Genomic DNA, 18,301 nt, shown 5'->3' with positions numbered 1-18,301 from the left:
CCGTCGCCCCCGGAGCGAGGAGGCCGCGTGCCCGAGGGTGACACCGTCTACCAGGCGGCGCGGCGGCTGCGGGAGGCCCTGGCCGGGCGGGTGCTGACGGCGACCGACTTCCGCGTCCCGGCGTACGCGACGGTCGACCTCTCCGGCGAGCGCGTGGACGAAGTGGTGAGCCGGGGCAAGCACCTGCTGATGCGCGTCGGCGAGCACACCATCCACTCGCACCTGAAGATGGAGGGCTCGTGGGAGGTGTACCGCGCCGGCGAGCGCTGGCGGCATCCCGCGTTCCAGGCGCGCGCGGTGCTGCGCACGGAGGAGTCGGAGGCGGTGGGGTTCCTGCTCGGCGTGCTCGAGGTGCTGCCGAGGTCCCGCGAGGAGGAGACGGTCGGGTATCTCGGACCGGACCTGCTCGGTGCCGACTGGGATGCGGAGGAGGCCGTGCGGCGCATCACCGCGCATCCCGAGACCCCGATCGCGGTCGCATTGCTCGACCAGCGCAACCTCGCCGGGCTGGGGAACGTCTACGCGAACGAGCTGTGCTTCCTGCGCGGGATGCTGCCCACCCGTCCCGTCGGCGAGGTGGATGTGCCCGCGGCCGTCGACCTCGGCCACCGGCTGATCGTCGCCAACCGCGACCGGCCCCGCCGGGTGACGACGGGCGACACGCGCCGCGGCCGCAACACCTGGGTGTACGGCCGCGGCGGGCAGCCCTGCCGCCGCTGCGGGACGCGCATCCGGCGCACCGAGCTCGGCCGCACCGAGCTCGAGGAGCGCGTCACCTACTTCTGCCCTGTCTGCCAGACCTAGCCGCGGGGGGCGTCGAGACGGCGCGACGTGCACGCGAAACCGCCGAGAGGGCGGACTGTTCGCCCTCTCGGCGGTGGGAGGTCAGCGTGCGCGGGTCAGGCGGCGGCGTCCTCGGCAGGGGCGGCGGGTGCGGCGGCAGCCGTGCGGACGGGCTCGAGGGCGGCCGCCCAGGACTCGAGCTGGGCGAAGAGCGGGGTGAGGGCCGCCTCCTGCTGCGCGGTGGGCTTCAGCGACCAGTTCTCGAAGTCGTGCGCGAGGCTCAGGCCGACGAAGGCGCTGACGGTCGCGACCTGCAGCTGCGACAGCACGAGGCGCAGGTGCTCGACGGCGCGGGCGCCGCCGAAGACGCCGTAGCTGACGAAGCCCGCGGCCTTGTTGGCCCACTCGGCGCCGACGAAGTCGATCGCGTTCTTGAGGGCGCCGGAGGTGCTGTGGTTGTACTCGGGCGTCACGAACAGGTAGCCGTCGAACTCGGCGATCTTCGCCGCCCACGCCTTGGTGTGGTCGTTCGCGTACTGCCCCATCGCGGCGGGCATCGCCTCGTCGAGGTGCGGGAGGTTCCAGTCGGCGAGGTCGACGAGCTCGTACTCGACGCCCGCGCGCTTCGCGGCATGCTCGTAGACCCAGCGGGCGACGGCCTCGCCGTTGCGGCCCGGCCGGGTGCTGCCGATGATGATCGCGATCTTCGTCATTGTCCATCCTTCGTTTTGGGTGACGTGTCACCGAGTGCGAACCGCGCCACGGCCGTCGGCATTCCCGTCCCGTAGGCTTCTCGCATGCCTGCGCGGGATGACGACCGGCCCGATGACACCCGTCTGCCCTCCGACGCGACCGAGGAGCAGCGCCGGCAGGCGGGCGACCGGCTGCGCGAGCGCATCTACGCGACGTTCACGGCCCTGGCCGTGCTGGTGGCGTTGAACGGGCACGGCGAGCACCTCGTCCCGGGCGACGTGCTGTGGACGATGCTGATCTCGGTGGTCGGCGTGCTGCTCGCGGGCCTCGCCTCCGACCTCGTCTCGCACATGATCGTGCACACCACGCTCCCCAGCGCCCTCGAGTTCCGCCACATGGTGGCCGTCGCCTCCCGCGCTCTCGGCGTGCTCGTCGTGCCGGTGATCATGCTGCTGCTCGCGGTCGGGGGCGTCGTGGCCGTCCACACGGCGATGACGGTCGCGATCGTCGCGCTGATCGTGTCGCTCGCCGTCGTGGCGCGGATCGCCGTCTCGCGCACGGGCCTGGCGGGATGGAAGCAGCTGCTCGTGCTCGCCGTGATCGTCGCGCTCGGGGTGCTCGTCGTGTTCCTGGAGCAGCTCGCCCACTGACGGCCGGGGCACGGGTCGTCACCGCCCACCGCGTGCGAGGATGACGTATGCCCACCGCGCGCACCCAGCCAGACCCGCGCAAGCTCAGCGCCGACGAAGAGCGCCTCTTCCACGCGTTCTACCTGATGCGCCGGGGTTTCGACCGCACGCTCGACGTGCAGCTGCAGCGCGACAACGGCATCTCGATCTCCGAGCTGGAGGTGCTGATGGCCCTCGTCCGCTCCCCCGGGCGCCGCTTGCGCGTGCGCGACCTCGTCGCCCTCACTGGCTGGGAGAAGAGCCGCGTCTCGCACCAGGTGACCCGCATGGCCGGGCGGGGGCTGGTCGAGCGCCAGGACTGCGCGGAGGACCGGCGCGCCAGCTGGATCCAGCTCACCGGCGAGGGCCGTCGCGTCGTCGTGCGGGCGCTGCCGGAGCACACGGCGACCATCCGCCGCATCCTGTACGACGCCATCACGCCCGAGCAGCAGGACGCGCTGCTCGCGATCTCGGAGCGCATGACGGCCGCGATGGGCGACGCGGACTGAGGGTTCTCGCAGAGCCGCCGTCCGGCACCTGAGGCGCGCCTGGGAGGTCGGGGGCGAAACCCTGGCGATTCGTCGGGAACGCCGCGGAAACCAGGCCCTCTTCAGGCGACGCCCTCTAGCGTTCTGATGTGCGACGTCCGAACCTCCCCGACACCCCCGGCGCCGACGACCGCGGCGAAGACCGCGAGCCGGCGACCGAGGCCTTCGGCCGTGCGCCCGCCGCCGACCCGCGCCGGCCGGTGCGGGCGACGCGCCCCGCGTCGCAGGTGCGATCGGGCGCGGCCGGGAGCGGAGCCGCGGCGGCAGGCGGGGCGGCCGCAGGCGGCGGGTTCGACCCGTTCGGCAGCGGCGCGAGCGCGGGCGAGCCGTACGACGCGGTCCGCAGCGGTGGACGCGGCGGGCGCGGGAGCGGCGGACGCGGCAACGGCGGACGCGGCGGCGATGGCGGGCGCGGCGACGACGGCGGCCCGGGCGGCAGCGGCCCCGGCAAGCGCGGCCGTGGGCGCGACCCGCGCAAGCGCCGGCGCACCAAGCGGATCATCGCGTGGACGGCCGGCACCCTCGCCGTGCTCCTCGTGGTGCTCGGCGGCTATGCGGCCTACAGCTACTTCCGCTTCGTCAACGGCGTGAGCCATGTCGACGTGATCTCGAAGTCGGGCAAGGATGTCGACGGCACCGACCAGAACATCCTCCTCGTCGGCGACGACCACCGCCCCGAGGGGGCGAGCCAGGCCGAGCTCGACCAGCTGAGCACGACCGACGACGGCGGCGGCACGAACACCGACACGATGATGATCCTGCACATCCCGGCGGACGGGAAGTCGGCGACCCTCATCTCGCTGCCCCGCGACTCCTGGGTGGATGTGCCGGGCCACGGCATGAACAAGCTCAACGCCGCGTTCTCCCTCGGCGGCGGCGGGACCGATCCGACCAGCGGCGCGAAGCTCCTGATCCAGACGGTCCAGAACCTCACCGGTCTGTCGATCGACCACTACGTGCGCGTCTCCCTGCTCGGCTTCTACACGATCGCCCAGGCCCTCGGCCCGGTGCAGGTGTGCCTCAACGAGGCGGTCGACGACCCGTACTCGGGAGCGAACTTCCCCGCCGGCGTCTCGACGCTCGACGCCAAGCAGGCGCTGTCGTTCGTGCGCCAGCGGCACGGGCTGCCGCGCGGTGACCTCGACCGCGTCGTGCGCCAGCAGTACTTCCTCTCCGTGGAGGCGCACAAGTTCCTCTCGGCCGGGACCCTGCTCAACCCGGGCAAGCTGACCAACGTCCTCGATGCGGTCAGCGGCTCGCTCGAGACCGACCCCGGACTGAACTTCCTCCAGCTCGGCGCCCAGTTGCAAGGCCTCACCGGCGGCAAGATCCAGTCGGCGACCATCCCGATCTCGGGCACCCCGACGATCACCGTCGACGGCGAGGACCTCTCCATCGTGCAGGTGGACACGGCCGCGATGCCCGCGTTCATCCAGAGCCTGATGGGCACCCCGAGCGCCTACGAGAAGGCGACCGCGGCGAAGCCGGCCGACACGACCGTGACGGTGCTGAACGGCGGCAGCCAGAACGGTGCGGCCGCCACCGCCACCCAGGCGTTCGCCGCCGCCGGCTTCAAGACCGGCAACCCCGGCGACGCCGACACCACCGCGACGACGACCATCCAGTACCCGTCCGGCCAGGAGGCGCAGGCGAAGGCCGTGGCGGCGCTCCTCCCCGGCGCGGCCGTGCAGGAGACGAGCAGCGTCTCCGGCGTGACCGTGGTGCTCGGCGACGACGGCATCATGCCCGGCGCGGGCGGCGCGTCCAGCGGCTCCGGCTCCGGCTCCGGCTCCGGCTCGTCCTCCGGTTCGGGATCGTCGGGCTCGGGATCGGCGCCCGCGCCGACGCCGTCGTCCCCGGCGACCAGCTACAGCGACACGGTCTGCATCAACTGACGCTGAGCCGCAGCTGATATCCAGAATTGAGAATTCTTGCTCTAGTGCTCCTGTGGCCGAACTGGGATGCTAGGCCTATGCCCGGACAGGAGATCCTGCGACGCCCTTACGTCCCGACAGCAGCATCGTCGGCGGTTCTGCTGCTCGGGGTGCTGGTGGTGGTCACCGCCGCGCCGGCCGTGTTCCTCGCGCGAGAGGAAACCCCTCCGGTTGGCCTCACCGCCGCGTCCTTCGCCCTCGTGTTCGCTGCGTTCCTGGTCGTGCCGGCGCTGAATCGGCGTGCGCCGGCCGCTCCCCGGGCGCAGCGGACCATCATCCTGGTCGCGATCACCGCGGCGATCGTCGTGCCGTTGGCGCTGCTGTATCCGGCGGTCGCCATCGCCGGCCTCGGGTGGCTGCTCGTCGTCGGGGTGGCGGTGCAGGCGCTGCTGCTGATCGCCGTCGCGATCGGCGCGGCCCGGCGCCGGAGCCGCTGACCCACGGCGGACGGCCTCGGAACCCTTCACGACCGCTCGACTCGGGATCCGCTACCGCGACCGCCTCGTCCTCCCGGCGATGAGCTACAGCGACACGGTCTGCATCACCGACGTCGGACGCCCTCGCGCGGACGACTGCCTCGCGCCGGTACTTCTGCGGCGGCTCGCCGCGCAGCGGACGTACCAAGCGAGCGCAGTCATCCACGCACCCGGGCACCCGGGCGGGCGCGGCCTCAGTCGAACAGGCGCCGGAAGATGTTCGTGTCCGCGAGGTCGACGAGCTCGTCGCCGCGGCCGGACATGATGGTGCGCAGCGCGTAGAGCGTGAAGCCCTTGACCTGCTCGGCGGTGATCGCCGGCGGGATGCTGAGCTCCTGGCGCGCGGTCACGACGTCGATCAGCGCGGGGCCGTCGTGCGCGAACGCGGTGCGCAGGGCGCTCTCGAGCTCGTCCGGCTTCTCCACCCGCTGCCCGTGCAGCCCGATGGCCTGGGCGACCTGGGCGAAGTCGGGGTTCTCGAGGCCGGTGCCGAAGTTGACGAACCCGGCGGCCTTCATCTCCACCTCGACGAAGTTGAGGGAGGAGTTGTTGAACACCACGATCTTCACCGGCAGCTTGTTCTGCCGCAGGGTCAGCAGCTCGCCGAGCAGCATGGCGAGTCCGCCGTCTCCGGCGAGCGCGACGACCTGGCGGTCGGGGAAGGCGGCCTGAGCGCCGATCGCGTGCGGAACGGCGTTGGCCATCGACCCGTGCGAGAACGACCCGATGAGGCGACGCTTGCCGTTCATCCGCAGGTAGCGGGCGGCCCAGACGACCGGCGAGCCGACATCGGGGATGAAGACGGCGTCGTCGGTGGCCAGCTCGCTGATGAGCCGGGCTACGTACTGGGGGTGGATGGGCGTGCGGTTGTGGTCGTTGACGGCCAGCTCGTCCAGGCTCTTGCGGGCCTTGGCGTAGTGGGCGGTCGAGGAGTCCAGGTGCTTGGTGTCCGAGCGCTCCGTGAGCAGCGGGATCAGCGCCTCCGCGGTGTCCTTCACGCTGCCGACCAGACCGAGGTCGACGGGCGTGCGGCGGCCGAGGTTCTCGCCGCGGAGATCGACCTGGATGATCTTCGCCTTGGACGGATAGAACTGCTGGTACGGGAAGTCGGTTCCCAGCATCAGCAGCGCGTCGCACGACTCCATCGCGCGGTAGCCGGAGGAGAAGCCGAGCAGGCCGGTCATCCCGACGTCGTACGGGTTGTCGTACTCGATGAACTCCTTGCCGCGGAGGGCGTGGACGACCGGGGCCTTGAGCGCGCCGGCCAGACGGATCAGCTCGGGGTGGCCTCCCTCGACGCCCGCGCCGGCGAGGATGGTGACCTTCTTGGCACCGTTCAGGATGTCGGCGGCGGCGCGCAGTTCGGCGTCAGCCGGGCGGGTGACGCGCGGCGAGTACAGGATGGGCGCGGACTTGCGGCGACCGGCGCTCTCCTTCAGGAAGATCTCGCCCGGCACGACGACCACGGCGACGCCGCGGCGCTCGACCGCGGTGCGCATCGCGATCTCCAGCACGCGCGGCAGCTGCTCCGGGATGGACACGAGCTCGGTGTAGACGGCCGCCTCGCGGAACATGTCCTGCGGGTGGGTCTCCTGGAAGTAGGTGCTCCCGATCTCGGGGCCGGGGATCTGCGCGGCGATCGCGAGCACGGGCACCCGGCTGCGGTTGGCGTCGAAGAGGCCGTTGATGAGGTGCAGGTTACCGGGGCCGCAGCTGCCGGCGCACACAGCCAGCTCGCCGGTCAGTGCCGCCTCCGCCGCCGCGGCGAAGGCCGCCGCCTCCTCGTGCCGCACGTGCTCCCAGGCGACGTCGCCGGCGCGGCGCAGGGCGTCGGTGAACCCGTTGAGGGAGTCGCCCGGGATGCCGTAGACGCGCTTCACCCCCGCGTCCCGGATGATCTCCACGATGGTGTCGGCGACGGTCGGCATAGGGATGCTCCTCACGTTCGGCGGGCGATGCTCCCCACGCTACGCCCCCGCCCACGGCCCTGACGAGGGGTTGCGCGGCGGGCGGTTAGACTGTGCCGAGGGGACTGTCCCGCGTTACGGGACGGCAGTGTTCGGGGAGGTGTCCGGGGATGTCGGCACGCAAGAAGCAGTCGAAGCGAGCCGTCATGCGCCTCGTCTACATCGACTTCTGGTCGGCGCTCAAGATGTCGTTCCTGGTCAGCCTGATCGTGGCGGCGATCACCGTCGTCATCGCGCTCCTGCTCTGGGCCGCGCTGGACAAGTTCGGTGCGGTCGGGCTCGCCCGCAGCTTCCTGGAGGATGTCGCCGGCTCGCAGGGGGCCCAGCTCGTCGCGGGTATCACGTTCCCGAACTTCATGACGTTCACGCTGGTGGTCGCGCTGCTCGAACTGATCGTGGTGTCGGCGCTGGGCGCGATCTTCGCCGCGCTGTTCAACCTCGCGACCAACGTGGTCGGCGGCTGGAAGGTCACCTTCGGGGGCGACTGAGTTCCCCTGTCCGGAGGAGCTCGAGGCCGCCGGCGAAGAGGTCGACGCCGAAGGCGAAATCGGTCGCGGGATCGTCCGCTCGCCCGGAGCCGCCGTCGGCCCCGGCGGCGACGGGATCCGTGGGATCCGCCAGCACCCCGAGGCTGTCGTACTGCAGGCGCTGCTGCTCGTGCGAGACGTGGCCGAGCACGAAGTGCAGCAGTGCGGTCGCGGCACGCCGGGCGGTCGCCTCGTCGAAGCCGCCCCGGGTGACCGCGCCCGCCAGGCGGTCGAGGGCGACTCCGGAGCCGAGCCCGAGCGCGAGGGTGCTCGCCACGACCTCCGCGCCGTCGCGGTAGGCGAGCAGGGCGTCGCGGAGGGCGGCGGCCTCGGTGCGGAGGGCGTCCGTCCACTCGTCGTCCGGTGCGGGAGGGGCGGCGGGGCCGGCGACGATGCGGTCGGCGAGCTCGGCGAGCAGGGACTGCTTGTTCGGGAAGTGCCAGTAGAGGGCGCTCGGCTGCACGTCGAGCGCAGCGGCGAGCCGGCGCATCGTGAGATCGGGCAGGCCGTGGTCGTCGAGGATGCGCAGCGCCGTGCGCGCCACATCGTCGCGTGTGTGCCTGCGTCCGCTTTCGATCCCGCTCACGATCCCACTATAGTGAACGCTGTTCAGGTGAACAGTGTTCAGGTGAGGATCCGACAATGACCGATGCCCCGACCCCAGCCCCGCGCCGTCGTCTCGACGCGACCGATCTGGCGCGCGTCGCCGTGTTCGCCGCGATCGTGGCCGTGCTCGGCCTGCCGGGCGGCTTCACGTTCTTCGGCGGCGTGCCGATCACCGCGCAGACCCTCGGCGTGATGCTCGCCGGCGCCATCCTGGGCCCGTGGCTCGGGGCGCTCTCGATGGCGGTGCTGCTCGCGCTCGTCGCCGCGGGCCTCCCCCTGCTCGCCGGCGGTCGCGGCGGCATCGGCGTCTTCCTCGGCCCGTCGGCCGGATACGCCCTGGGCTGGATCGTCGGTGCCCTGGTCATCGGGCTGATCGTGCACGCGGCGGCACGCAAGCCCGTCTGGTGGCGCACGCTGCTCGGGATGATCGTGGGCGGCATCCTCGTGATCTACGCCGTCGGCATCCCGGTGCAGAGCCTCGTCACCCGCCTGCCGCTCGGCGAGACCGCGCTGACCAGCCTGGTGTTCCTGCCGGGCGACCTCGTGAAGGCGGTGCTCGCGACGCTGATCGTGACCACGCTCGTCCGGACCTACCCGCGGGCCTTCCGCCGGACCTGGAGGGCGGCGCCCCGGCCCGCCACCCCCGAGCCCGTCGCCGCGGGGACGCCGGCGCCGTGACGTCGCCCCGGATCGTCCCTCTGCGCGGGCCGGCGCGCACGCTGCTCGACCGGGTGGGCGCGGTGCGCGCGGCGGGTGACGTTCCGCTCGTCGGCGACGACCGGGCTCCGGAGTCGCAGTGGTCGACGCTGGTATCGGTCGCGGAGGGTGCGGAGGCGCATCCCGACGCGGGCTGGGCGACGCTCACCTCCGGCAGCAGCGGGGCGCCGCGCATCGTGCAGCGCACCGCCGCATCCTGGGCAGACTCGTTCGCCGCCGTCGCGGAGCTGCTCGACGCGGGTGCGGACGACGCCGTGGCGCTCCCCGCACCTCCCGCGTCGTCGTTGACGCTGTTCTCGTTCGCGCACGCGCTCGCGGGCGGCCCGCGCCCGGTGCTGCCGCGCGACCACGTGCTCACCGCGGACGACGCCGCGGAGGCGACCTGCTTCCACGGCACGCCGCACGCGCTGCGGGCGCTGCTCGACGCCGGTGCGCCGCCGCGGCTGCGCGCCGCACTCGTCGGCGGCTCGCACCTCGACCCCGCGCTGCGTGGGCGCGCCGAGGCCGCGGGCATCCGCGTCGCCGCATACTACGGCGCCGCCGAGCTCTCGTACGTGGCGGTCGACACCGGCGACGGGCTGCGCGCGTTCCCGGGAGTGGAGCTGGAGGTGCGGGACGGCGAGCTGTGGGTGCGGTCGCCCTTCATCGCGCTCGGCTACCTGGGCTCGGCCGGCGGCGCCTCCGCCGCCGGACCGCTGCGGCGCGACGGCGACTGGGCCTCCGTCGGCGACCGGGCGGAGCTGGTCGACGGCCGGCTGCGGCTGCTCGGGAGGGCGGACGACGCCATCCTGAGCGCCTCGGCGACCGTGGTGCCGGAAGAGGTGGAGGCCGTCCTCCGCACGGTGCCGGGAGTGCGCGACGCCGTCGTGTTCGCGCTGCCGCGCGAGCGCGTGGGGGCCTTCGTGGCCGCGGTGATCGAGCCGGAGGCCGGCGACGGCCCCAGCCTCGCCGCGCTGCGGACGGCGGCCGAGGCGCAGCTCGCGCCCGCCCACCGGCCGCGGCACTGGTTCGCCGCTCCCTTGCCCCGTACCGCGTCGGGCAAGCCCGCACGCGCCGAGGCCGCCCGCCGCGCGGCCGCCGGGGAGGTGCCGCGCCTTGGCTGACCCCGTGATCGTCGCCGCCCGCCGCACCCCCATCGGGACGCGCGGGCGCGCCCTCGCCGGGCTGCGGGTGGAGGAGCTGGCCGCGCCGGTGATCCGGGCGGTGCTGGAGGATGCGGGCGGCGTCGTTTCCACCGTCACTGCGGGATCCGGCGCGGGTTCGGGTTCCGCCTCCCACGACGGCCCGCCATTCGACGTGGCGGATGTCGTGCTCGGCAACTGCATGGGTCCCGGCGGCAATCCGGCGCGCGTCGCCGCGCTGGCGGCCGGGCTGGGCGCCGGGGTGCCCGGCGCCACCATCGACCGCCAGTGCGGGAGCGGGCTGGCGGCGGTGATCGACGCGGCGACGGCCATCCGGGCCGGGGATGCGCGTCCGCGCGTCGCGGGTGGGGTCGAGAGCGCCTCGACCGCGCCCGTCCGGTCGGTCGACGGTGTCGCCTACGATCGGGCGGCGTTCGCACCGGAGGGCTGGCCCGACCCGGACATGACGCGGGCCGCGGAGGATCTCGCGCGGCACGACGGCATCCCCCGCTCGCGGCAGGACGCGCACGCCGCGCGCAGTCACGCCCGCGCGCGGGCGGCCCTCGTGGCCGGGCGGTTCGCGGGCGAGCTCGTCCCGCTCGCCGGGATGACGGCCGACGACGCGATCGGCGGCGCCGAACGGCTGCTGCCGCGACTGCCGGCGCTCTTCCCGGAGGGGACGCTCACCGCGGGGACCTCGACGCGGATCGGCGACGGGGCCGCGGCGATCGTGGTGGTGCCGGGAGGTGGGAGCGGCGGACTGGGACACGGCGTCAGCCTCCCGGGCCTGGCGATCCGCGCGCACGCGATCGTGGGCTGCGACCCGGCCCTCCCGGGGATCGGCGCGGCCCCGGCCGTGCTCGCGGCGCTCGACCGCGCGGGCCTGGGGACGGACGATGTGGCGGCGTTCGAGATCGTGGAGGCGTTCGCCGCGCAGAGCCTCGCGGTGCTCGATCGGCTGGGCATCGCCGACGACGACGCGCGCGTCTGCGCCGACGGCGGGGCGCTCGCGCTCGGCCACCCGTGGGGCGCGAGCGGGGCGGTCAGTGTGGTGCGCCTGTTCAGCCGGCTCGTGCGGGGAGGCGCTGCGGCCGGTACGATCGGCGTCGCCGCAGCCTCCGTCGGCGGCGGGCTCGGCGTGGCGGCGGTGCTGGAGGTGGTCCGATGAGCGACATCGCGCTCGACGGTGTCTCCGTGCGCCTCGGCGACGCGGACATCCTGCAGGACGTCACGCTGGACCTCGATGCGCGCACGATCGCGGTCATCGGCGAGAACGGGTCGGGCAAGTCGACCTTCGCCCGGCTGCTCGGCGGGCTCACTCCCCCGACGGGCGGGTCGCTCCGCGTGCTCGGGCTCGACCCGGTGCGGCAGGCGGCGGAACTGCGGCGGCAGGTCGCGGTGGTGTTCAGCAATCCCGACGCGCAGATCGTGCTGCCGACCGTCGCGGAAGATGTCGCCTTCTCGCTGCGGGCCGAGAAGCCATCGCGTGCCGAGGCGGCCGAGCGGGTCGCGCGCGCGCTCGACCGGTTCGGGCTGACCGCGCTGGCCGAGCATCCCTCGCACGACCTCTCGGGAGGCCAGAAGCAGCTGCTCGCACTGTGCGGCGCCTTCATCCGCAACCCCGGCCTGGTGATCGCGGACGAGCCGACCGCTTACCTCGACGCCCGCAACGCGCGCCGCGTCGCCGATCACCTCTTCGCCGAGGAGCACGGCCACCGGCTGGTGCTCGTGACGCACGACCTGGCGCTGGCGGAGCGCTGCGACGTGGCGGTGCTGTTCGCCGGCGGCCGGGTCGCGGGTGTCGGCGCGCCCTCCGAGATCATCGCCGAGTACGAGGCGGCGCTCCGGTGGTGATGCGACGATGGTGACGCTCTACCGGCCGGGCGACGGCCTCCTGCACCGGATGCCGGCCGGGCCGAAGACCCTGCTGCTGCTGGCGCTGGTGCTGGCCGTCTCGGTCCTGCCCTCCCTGTGGTGGACGGCCGCGGCCGCAGCGGCGGTGTGCGTGGTCGCCTACCTCGTCTCCGGACTCGGGATCGCGGAGCTCGGCCGGCAGGTCGTGGCCGTGCGCTGGGTGGTCGTCGTGACGCTCGCCGGGCAGCTGATCTTCCTCGGCACGGAGGCCGCCGTCGCGAACACCGCGCGGGTCACCGGCGCCGTGGTGCTGGCTGCACTGCTCGTGCTGACGACGCGGGTCACGGCGCTGCTCGACGCGATCGAGCGCGGGATGGGGCCGCTCGCGCGGATCCGCATCGACCCGCAGCGGGTCGCGCTCCTCCTGACGGTCACGCTGAGCACCCTCCCGGTGCTGGCGCGGCTCGCCCACGACGTGCGGGAAGCGCAGCGGGCGCGCGGCGGGCGGGCCAGCCTCCGCCTGTTCGCCGTCCCGTTCCTGGTGGTCGCGCTGAAGCACGCCGACCAGCTCGGCGACGCCCTCACCGCGCGGGGAGTGCGATGAGGCCCCGCGTGCTCGGCCCGACGGTCGACGACGAGACGCGCTGCATCCACTACCGGACCGACCTCGATGTCATCGCCATCCGCTTCGCCTGCTGCGGCGAGTACTACCCGTGCCACCTGTGCCACGCGGAGGCCGCCGACCATCCCGCGCGGCCCTGGCCGGAGGGCTCGGGCGCCGAGCGCGCCGTGCTCTGCGGCGTGTGCGGCGCGGAGCTGACGATCGACGCGTACCTCGGGGTGGAGGGATGCCCGGCGTGCGGCGCGCCCTTCAACCCCGGCTGCAAACTCCACCGCCACCTCTACTTCGACTGAGCGCGCGGCGCCGGCGTCGAGAGGGCGAATCCTCTGCCGCCTCGGCGCATTCCCGGGCGATTCGTGCCGCCTCACGGTGTGCGAGAGTGGAGGGATGGCGCACGGATTCGATGAGGCGACCCTGGCGGGCGTGCTCGGGCACATGAACGCGGACCACACCGGGGACAACCTCCTGATCGTGCGGGCCTTCGGCCGGCCCGAGGCGGTGTCGGCCACGATGACCGGCTTCGACGGCGACGGCGGCGACTGGCGGGTGGAGCTGGCGGACGGATCGAGCGCCGAGCTGCGCGTGCCGTGGCCGGGCGGTCCGATCACGGAGCGGCCCGAGGTGCGCCGGGAGGTCGTGGCACTGCACGAGGAGGCGGTCCGCCGCCTCGGCTGAGCGTCGGGAGCGGAGGAGATCCGCACCGCGCGACCCCGGAAACGCGAGGAACGGAGGGGATTCCCACCGGGATGGTGGGGATCCCCTCCGTTCGCGTCACGGAGCGATCAGCCGGTCAGCAGATCAGCCGGTCACCAGCCGAACAGCTTGTGGAACCAGTCCCACAGCCAGCCGAGGTCGCAGATCCAGTCCCACCAGCCGCCGCCGGAGGACTTCACCTGGAAGGCGCTCCAGCCGACCACGGCGTCCGACGCGTTCTGGACGGAGAGCTTGTGGTCGCCCTTGTCCAGCTTGGTCGGGAGGGTGAGCTTCAGGATGCCGTCGGCCGGCACCTTCGCCCATCCGGCCGAGATGTTCTTCGGCGTGGAGTACACCCAGACCGAGACCCACTGGCCGGCGAGCTTCGTGTCCACGGTCACCTGGACCGGGTCTCCCGCCTTGTAGCTGGTCTTGTCGAGGGTGATCCTGCCGAAGAGCGCCTTGGTGAGCGCCGACTCCTTGGCGGCCTTCGGGTCCTTCGTCGGCTTCGGGTTCTCCGCCGGTTTGTCCGCGACGGTCAGCGCCACCGTGACGGTGGTGCCCGACTCCGGAGCGGTCAGCACGAGCGTGCTCGCGCCGGCCGCGTCGGCCGGGACGGTGAACGCGACGGTCGCACTGCCGGAGGCGTCCACCGGGACGCTGCCGAGGCTGGTGCCGCTGCCCGTCCACGACAGCGTCAGCGAGGTGTTCGCCGGGCTGCCGAGGGAAGTCAGGTTCAGCTTCGACACGGTGAAGGACACCTGCTGGCCGGGCTGCAGGGTGCCGGTCGGCACGCCGCTGACGGCGACGCCACGGCGGGCGAAGCTCGGCGACACCGGGCTGTTCTGCTGCAGGTAGCTGATCCAGGCGTCCCGGTCGATGAGACCGGAGTCCTTGGTGTCCTTCCCGGCCGCGAAGGCACGGAAGTTGTCACCGCCCTGGATCAGGAACGAGAACGAGCCGATCCGGTACGACTTCGCCGGGTCGATGGGCTTGCCGTTCACGAGGATGCTCGTGATCCGGTCGCCCGCCGCGCGGCTCGCGTCGTACGTGTAGCTGACGTTCTTCGACAGGCCGAGGTTGAGGAACGGCCGGCTCGGCACGGTGCCGTCGGCGTTCGTCTGCCACTGCTGCTCCAGCGCCTGCTTGAACTGCGCGCCGGTCAGGCTCGTGGTCCACAGGTTGTTCACGAACGGCAGGACGGCGTTCGCCTGCGCGTAGGTGACGGAGCCGTCGGCGCCGTACAGCAGCTCGGCGCGCAGGCCGCCCGGGTTCACGACGCCGATCTCGGCGCCGCCGAGCTCGGCCGGCGACAGGGTCGACAGCAGGGAGTCCGCGACGAGGTTGCCGAGGGTGGACTCGCTGGAGCGGTCGTCGCGCGCGCCGCCGAGGTAGGCGGTGGTGATGTCCTTCGTCACGGAGCCGATCTTCTGGCTGCCGATGACGTCGGCCGCGGCGAGCGCCTTGTCGACGATCGTCTTGACCTGCGCGACCCGCGGGTACGCCGCCACGAGGTCCGCGTCGGCGTCCGTGGTGCGGGCGACGTTGCGGAGGGTGTGGCCCGTGACCGTGTCGGTCTCGGGGTCGACCGTGAGGGTCACCTGGCCGATGTTCTCGCCGTAGCTGCCGGTCTGGACGACGGGGCGGGTGGCGCCGTCGACTCCGGGGACCGGGGCGTCCCACGCGTACTGCTTGTGCGTGTGACCGGTGAAGATGGCGGACACCTTCGGGCTCGTCTTGGTGACGATGTCGGCGAACGCGCCGCCGGCCGCGACCTCCTGCTCGAGCGTGGCGCCGTCCGGCGTGCCGGCTCCTGCGCCCTCGTGGTACTCGGCCACGAGCACATCGGCCTCGCCGTTCGACGGGTCGCCGTCGGTGAGCTCGCCCGCGACGCGGTTGACCGCCTCCACCGGGTCGCCGAAGTCGAGCGACGAGATGCCGCCCGGCGAGACGAGGGTCGGGGTCTCCTGGGTGACCGCGCCGATGACGCCGACCTTCACGCCGTTCACGTCGAACACCGCGTACTCCGGCAGGGCCGGGTTCTTGGTGCCCTTGGTGTAGACGTTCGCGCCGAGGTAGCTGAAGTCCGCCGCGTCCTTCACGCGACCGGTCAGGTCGGAGAAGCCCTTGTCGAACTCGTGGTTGCCCACCGCGCTGGTCTTGAGGCCCAGCGCGTTCAGCACGTCGATGGTCGGGATGTCACCGGCCGAGGCCGAGGCGAACAGGGAGGCGCCGATGTTGTCGCCGTCGGAGAGGAAGAGGGTGTTGCCCTCGCCGCCCTCCGCGCGCAGCTTCTCGATCGTGCCCGCGAACTTCACGGTGTTGGCGTCGATGCGCCCGTGGAAGTCGTTGATGTTCAGCAGGTTGAGCGTCACCGGCTTCGCGGTCAGGCCGAGGCCCACCACGATCGGGTCGTGGTCGCTCGACCGGTACGGGTCGGCGGCGTAGAAGTCGGTGACGTTGTAGTTGTACCGGCTGTACTCGAGCGCGATGGACTCGCCCGAGTTGATGTTCCACACGTCCGCGCCGGTGATCGCCGTGTTGGCGGCCGGGGAGGCGAAGACGTGGTCGAGGGAGCCGACGGTCCCGCCGAACGAGTAGGTGTGCTTGTTCGTGCGGGAGCTGACCTGGTCGACGTAGCCCGCGTCGGTGAGGACCGTGATCGGGTCCTCCTGCAGGTAGGCGTTGAAGTCGCCGATCAGCAGCACCTTGTCGAGGCCGAGCGTGGCCTTGCGCTCGGCGGCGAACGCGACCAGCGCCTTCGCCTGCTTGACGCGGGAGGCGTTGGAGGCGCCCTGACCGTCGCCCTGGTCGGCGTCGGCGCCGGTTCCGGAGCCCTTCGATTTGAAGTGGTTCACGATGGCGATGAAGGCGTTCGCGTCCTTCGCTCCGACCTTCTTGAAGGCCTGGGCGAGCGGCTGCCGGGCGTTCGTGAACGCCGCGTCGTCGAGGATGCGGGAGGCGCCGACGGGCTCCGCGACGGCCTTCTTGTAGATGAAGGCGGTGCGGATGACGTCCTCGGAGGACGGCAGGGTCGACGGCGACTTCACGTACGCCCAGACCTCGCTGCCGGCCGCGGCGTTGAGCGCGCCGACGAGCGTCTTCAGCGCGTCGTCGCGGTCGAGGCCGAAGCGGGCCGAGTTCTCGATCTCCTCGAGGGAGACGACGTCGGCGGTCAGGCCGTTGATCGCGGCGACGATCTTGTCCTGCTGGCGCTTCAGGCTGGTCGCGTCCGCGGCGCCGCGGGCGTCGCATCCGCTGTTCACGGTGATCTTGTTGCCGTCGCGGTCGGTGTAGAACGTGCAGCCGCTGAGCTGGTCGCCCGTCGTCGTGAAGTAGTTCAGGACGTTGAAGGTGGCGAGCTTGAGGTCGCCGCCGACGTCGGCCGGGGAGGCCGTGCGGGTGTTCGCGAAGGTCGCCGGCTGCACCGCTGCGGCCGTGGCAGGGGTCAGCTCGGCGGTCGGCTGGAACTTCCACGCGTCGTTGCGGTAGTCGAGGACGACCGGCTTCGTGAAGGTCACCGGGGCGCCGACGCGCACGGGGTCCGTCAGGGACAGGTAGGGCAGCGGCTTGGACTTGTTGGCCGCGCTGAGGAAGTTGGTGGAGGCTCCGTCGTCGAGGATGACGCCGCGGGCCTTCACGTCGGCGACCGCGGCCGAGTACTCGGCGGTGCCGGGTCGTGCGACGTCGGTCGGCTGCAGCAGCGGGGTGTCGCCGGCCGCGAGGCCGATCTCGCCGTACTGGTTCGTGGAGTAGGTGTCGGTGACGGTGAACGCGCCCTGCGGTGCGATCAGCATCCCCTCGAGGCTCTCGCGCTGCGCATCCGTGGCCGGAAGGCCGACGGTGGCGGGGGCGGGAGCGGTGACCGTGCTCGCGTCGAGCTTGTCGACCTTCGAGGCGGTGAGCTCGGTGAGGCCGTTGAACTCGCTGACGGCTCCGGTCACCCGCACGTAGTCGCCCGCGGCGACGGAGGCGGCGTACGACGAGCCGTAGACGAAGACGGCGTCGGAGGCGGTGTGGGTGGCGAGGTCGACCGCGCCGCCCGTGCCGGGGGTCTGGATGTAGAACCCGTTGAAGCCGCCGGTGGCGTACTGCGCTGTGACGACGCCGACGGTGGTGACGGTCTGGCCGGCCTTCGGGCTGGTGTCACCGGTTCCCTGGATCTCGGAGATGGCGATCGCGTCGCCCGGCGGACCCGGGTCCGTCCCGGTGCCGGGGTCGGTGCCCTCCCCGGGGTCGGTCGTCCCGCCGCCCGGCGTGGTCGCCGAGTTCTGCGGGGTGATCGTGCCGCTCAGGGTGATGTCGGCGCTGTTGTCGTCCGTGTCGGTGAAGGAGGTGCGGTTCAGCGACTTGACGTCCGTGTTGGCGGTCGGCGCGGGCGCCTTGGCCTTCTCGAACGTGTTCGACGTGCCGTAGCCGACGAGGTCGACGACACCGGGCGCGCTCGTCACGGAGCCCGCGGGCAGGGTGAGGGCGGAGGCGGAGCTGGACAGGATGAGGGTGCCGGTGGTGCCGCTGGGGTTCAGCGCGTTGCTCGCGGCGTCGGGCGTCGGGAGGGCGGCGCCGTTCGTGCCGTTCGAGCCTCCCGCGACGAGGTAGTAGCCCTTCGCGGCGATCGAGCCGGTGAGCGGGACCACGCCGTTCGCCGCACCGGTGCTGGTCGCGGAGCGGTACTGCACGCTCCAGCCGGTGAGGGCGACGGGCGCGTCGCTCGGGTTGTACAGCTCGACGAACTTGTTCGCGTAGGCCGCGCCGGCGCTGCCGCCGCTGAGATAGGCCTCGTTGATGACGACTCCGGTGCCGTCGGTGCTGGCGTACGCCGGCGTCGCGACGAGGGCGCCGGCTGCGAGCCCGGCCCCTACGATCGCGGCCGCGGCGCTGCGCCACACCCTGCCGTTCCTGATTGACATTGCTCTCCCTGGTCGGTGGAAGTGGGATGGATCCGACGGTCAGAGTAGGAACCGCGATCGTCGGGACTCTGTCTCTTGTGTGAACGTACAGAAAACTCGTTCGGGGGTAGACCGCTCATTTGAGCAGACCTGCGCGGCTAACCCCCTTCGCGTGACAGGATGACCGCCCTCCGGAGGCCCGT

The 18,301-nt window shown here is 72.5% G+C and carries 17 protein-coding genes; 13 read left to right on the top strand and 4 right to left on the bottom strand.

What is annotated here, in order from left to right; translation table 11 throughout:
• The first annotated feature begins 27 nt into the window (after positions 1 to 27).
• Positions 28 to 804 (top strand): DNA-formamidopyrimidine glycosylase family protein, encoded by a 777-nt coding sequence (locus BGO91_RS05145; RefSeq protein WP_290471798.1) that lies wholly within the window; start codon positions 28 to 30, stop codon positions 802 to 804.
• Between the two features lie 95 nt (positions 805 to 899).
• Here the strand turns inward: BGO91_RS05145 and BGO91_RS05140 are convergent, their stop codons facing one another.
• On the bottom strand, positions 900 to 1,496 hold the full coding sequence (locus tag BGO91_RS05140) for an NAD(P)H-dependent oxidoreductase (RefSeq protein WP_290471797.1): 597 nt from the start codon (positions 1,494 to 1,496) through the stop codon (positions 900 to 902).
• 84 nt (positions 1,497 to 1,580) lie between these two features.
• Between BGO91_RS05140 and BGO91_RS05135 the strand changes: the two genes are divergently transcribed.
• From BGO91_RS05135 to BGO91_RS05120, 4 genes are all read left to right on the top strand, one after another.
• Entirely contained in the window at positions 1,581 to 2,126 is a 546-nt protein-coding gene (locus BGO91_RS05135; protein WP_290471796.1) for a hypothetical protein, read from the top strand.
• A gap of 47 nt (positions 2,127 to 2,173) precedes the next feature.
• Entirely contained in the window at positions 2,174 to 2,653 is a 480-nt protein-coding gene (locus BGO91_RS05130; RefSeq protein WP_290471795.1) for a MarR family transcriptional regulator, read from the top strand.
• Between the two features lie 128 nt (positions 2,654 to 2,781).
• Positions 2,782 to 4,587 (top strand): LCP family protein, encoded by a 1,806-nt coding sequence (locus BGO91_RS05125; protein WP_290471794.1) that lies wholly within the window; start codon positions 2,782 to 2,784, stop codon positions 4,585 to 4,587.
• 77 nt (positions 4,588 to 4,664) lie between these two features.
• The gene (locus BGO91_RS05120; RefSeq protein WP_290471793.1) at positions 4,665 to 5,063 is read left to right on the top strand and encodes a hypothetical protein; all 399 of its coding nucleotides are present in this window, start codon (positions 4,665 to 4,667) and stop codon (positions 5,061 to 5,063) included.
• Between the two features lie 233 nt (positions 5,064 to 5,296).
• Here the strand turns inward: BGO91_RS05120 and poxB are convergent, their stop codons facing one another.
• On the bottom strand, positions 5,297 to 7,030 hold the full coding sequence (poxB, locus tag BGO91_RS05115) for a ubiquinone-dependent pyruvate dehydrogenase (protein WP_290471792.1): 1,734 nt from the start codon (positions 7,028 to 7,030) through the stop codon (positions 5,297 to 5,299).
• 149 nt (positions 7,031 to 7,179) lie between these two features.
• Between poxB and BGO91_RS05110 the strand changes: the two genes are divergently transcribed.
• Positions 7,180 to 7,557 (top strand): DUF3566 domain-containing protein, encoded by a 378-nt coding sequence (locus BGO91_RS05110; RefSeq protein ID WP_290471791.1) that lies wholly within the window; start codon positions 7,180 to 7,182, stop codon positions 7,555 to 7,557.
• On the opposite strand, the gene BGO91_RS05105 is transcribed toward BGO91_RS05110, so the two are convergent.
• Positions 7,538 to 8,182, bottom strand: coding sequence for a TetR/AcrR family transcriptional regulator C-terminal domain-containing protein (locus BGO91_RS05105; protein WP_290471790.1), 645 nt, complete (start codon positions 8,180 to 8,182; stop codon positions 7,538 to 7,540). The two genes, BGO91_RS05110 and BGO91_RS05105, sit on opposite strands and share 20 nt — an antisense overlap.
• A 56-nt stretch (positions 8,183 to 8,238) precedes the next feature.
• Here BGO91_RS05105 and BGO91_RS05100 point away from each other — a divergent pair, with 56 nt between their 5' ends.
• The 7 genes from BGO91_RS05100 to BGO91_RS05070 all read left to right on the top strand — a co-directional run bounded on the left by BGO91_RS05100 (position 8,239) and on the right by BGO91_RS05070 (position 13,191).
• Positions 8,239 to 8,880 (top strand): biotin transporter BioY, encoded by a 642-nt coding sequence (locus BGO91_RS05100; protein ID WP_290471789.1) that lies wholly within the window; start codon positions 8,239 to 8,241, stop codon positions 8,878 to 8,880.
• The gene (locus BGO91_RS05095; protein ID WP_290471788.1) at positions 8,877 to 10,022 is read left to right on the top strand and encodes a fatty acid--CoA ligase family protein; all 1,146 of its coding nucleotides are present in this window, start codon (positions 8,877 to 8,879) and stop codon (positions 10,020 to 10,022) included. Before BGO91_RS05100 ends, BGO91_RS05095 begins: the two co-directional genes overlap by 4 nt.
• A complete protein-coding gene (locus BGO91_RS05090; RefSeq protein WP_290471787.1) occupies positions 10,015 to 11,208 on the top strand; it encodes a thiolase family protein in 1,194 nt (397 codons plus the stop codon). Before BGO91_RS05095 ends, BGO91_RS05090 begins: the two co-directional genes overlap by 8 nt.
• A complete protein-coding gene (locus BGO91_RS05085) occupies positions 11,205 to 11,894 on the top strand; it encodes an ABC transporter ATP-binding protein (protein WP_290471786.1) in 690 nt (229 codons plus the stop codon). Before BGO91_RS05090 ends, BGO91_RS05085 begins: the two co-directional genes overlap by 4 nt.
• A gap of 7 nt (positions 11,895 to 11,901) precedes the next feature.
• The gene (locus BGO91_RS05080; protein WP_290471785.1) at positions 11,902 to 12,498 is read left to right on the top strand and encodes a CbiQ family ECF transporter T component; all 597 of its coding nucleotides are present in this window, start codon (positions 11,902 to 11,904) and stop codon (positions 12,496 to 12,498) included.
• Positions 12,495 to 12,809: a CHY zinc finger protein gene (locus tag BGO91_RS05075; protein ID WP_290471784.1), complete on the top strand. Its 315-nt coding sequence runs from the start codon at positions 12,495 to 12,497 to the stop codon at positions 12,807 to 12,809. Before BGO91_RS05080 ends, BGO91_RS05075 begins: the two co-directional genes overlap by 4 nt.
• Before the next feature lie 94 nt (positions 12,810 to 12,903).
• On the top strand, positions 12,904 to 13,191 hold the full coding sequence (locus tag BGO91_RS05070) for a DUF2470 domain-containing protein (protein ID WP_290471783.1): 288 nt from the start codon (positions 12,904 to 12,906) through the stop codon (positions 13,189 to 13,191).
• Positions 13,192 to 13,322: 131 nt separating this feature from the next.
• On the opposite strand, the gene BGO91_RS05065 is transcribed toward BGO91_RS05070, so the two are convergent.
• Positions 13,323 to 18,119 carry an ExeM/NucH family extracellular endonuclease gene (locus BGO91_RS05065; RefSeq protein ID WP_290471782.1) on the bottom strand — a complete coding sequence of 1,599 codons (4,797 nt, stop codon included), beginning with the start codon at positions 18,117 to 18,119 and terminating at the stop codon, positions 13,323 to 13,325.
• Positions 18,120 to 18,301: the final 182 nt, after the last annotated feature.

The sequence above is a fragment of the Leifsonia sp. 71-9 genome, assembly GCF_001898805.1.
Lineage (GTDB): Bacteria > Actinomycetota > Actinomycetes > Actinomycetales > Microbacteriaceae > Leifsonia.
This window is presented reverse-complemented; position numbering and strand designations above follow the sequence as displayed.

Bases quoted from the DNA above. Each gene is read 5' to 3' on its own strand.
- BGO91_RS05085 (WP_290471786.1), top strand. From the start codon at position 11,205: ATGAGCGACATCGCGCTCGACGGTGTCTCCGTGCGCCTCGGCGACGCG.
- BGO91_RS05140 (WP_290471797.1), bottom strand. From the start codon at position 1,496: ATGACGAAGATCGCGATCATCATCGGCAGCACCCGGCCGGGCCGCAAC.
- BGO91_RS05065 (WP_290471782.1), bottom strand. From the start codon at position 18,119: ATGTCAATCAGGAACGGCAGGGTGTGGCGCAGCGCCGCGGCCGCGATC.
- BGO91_RS05070 (WP_290471783.1), top strand. From the start codon at position 12,904: ATGGCGCACGGATTCGATGAGGCGACCCTGGCGGGCGTGCTCGGGCAC.
- BGO91_RS05080 (WP_290471785.1), top strand. From the start codon at position 11,902: ATGGTGACGCTCTACCGGCCGGGCGACGGCCTCCTGCACCGGATGCCG.
- BGO91_RS05120 (WP_290471793.1), top strand. From the start codon at position 4,665: ATGCCCGGACAGGAGATCCTGCGACGCCCTTACGTCCCGACAGCAGCA.
- poxB (WP_290471792.1), bottom strand. From the start codon at position 7,030: ATGCCGACCGTCGCCGACACCATCGTGGAGATCATCCGGGACGCGGGG.
- BGO91_RS05075 (WP_290471784.1), top strand. From the start codon at position 12,495: ATGAGGCCCCGCGTGCTCGGCCCGACGGTCGACGACGAGACGCGCTGC.
- BGO91_RS05100 (WP_290471789.1), top strand. From the start codon at position 8,239: ATGACCGATGCCCCGACCCCAGCCCCGCGCCGTCGTCTCGACGCGACC.
- BGO91_RS05130 (WP_290471795.1), top strand. From the start codon at position 2,174: ATGCCCACCGCGCGCACCCAGCCAGACCCGCGCAAGCTCAGCGCCGAC.
- BGO91_RS05110 (WP_290471791.1), top strand. From the start codon at position 7,180: ATGTCGGCACGCAAGAAGCAGTCGAAGCGAGCCGTCATGCGCCTCGTC.
- BGO91_RS05135 (WP_290471796.1), top strand. From the start codon at position 1,581: ATGCCTGCGCGGGATGACGACCGGCCCGATGACACCCGTCTGCCCTCC.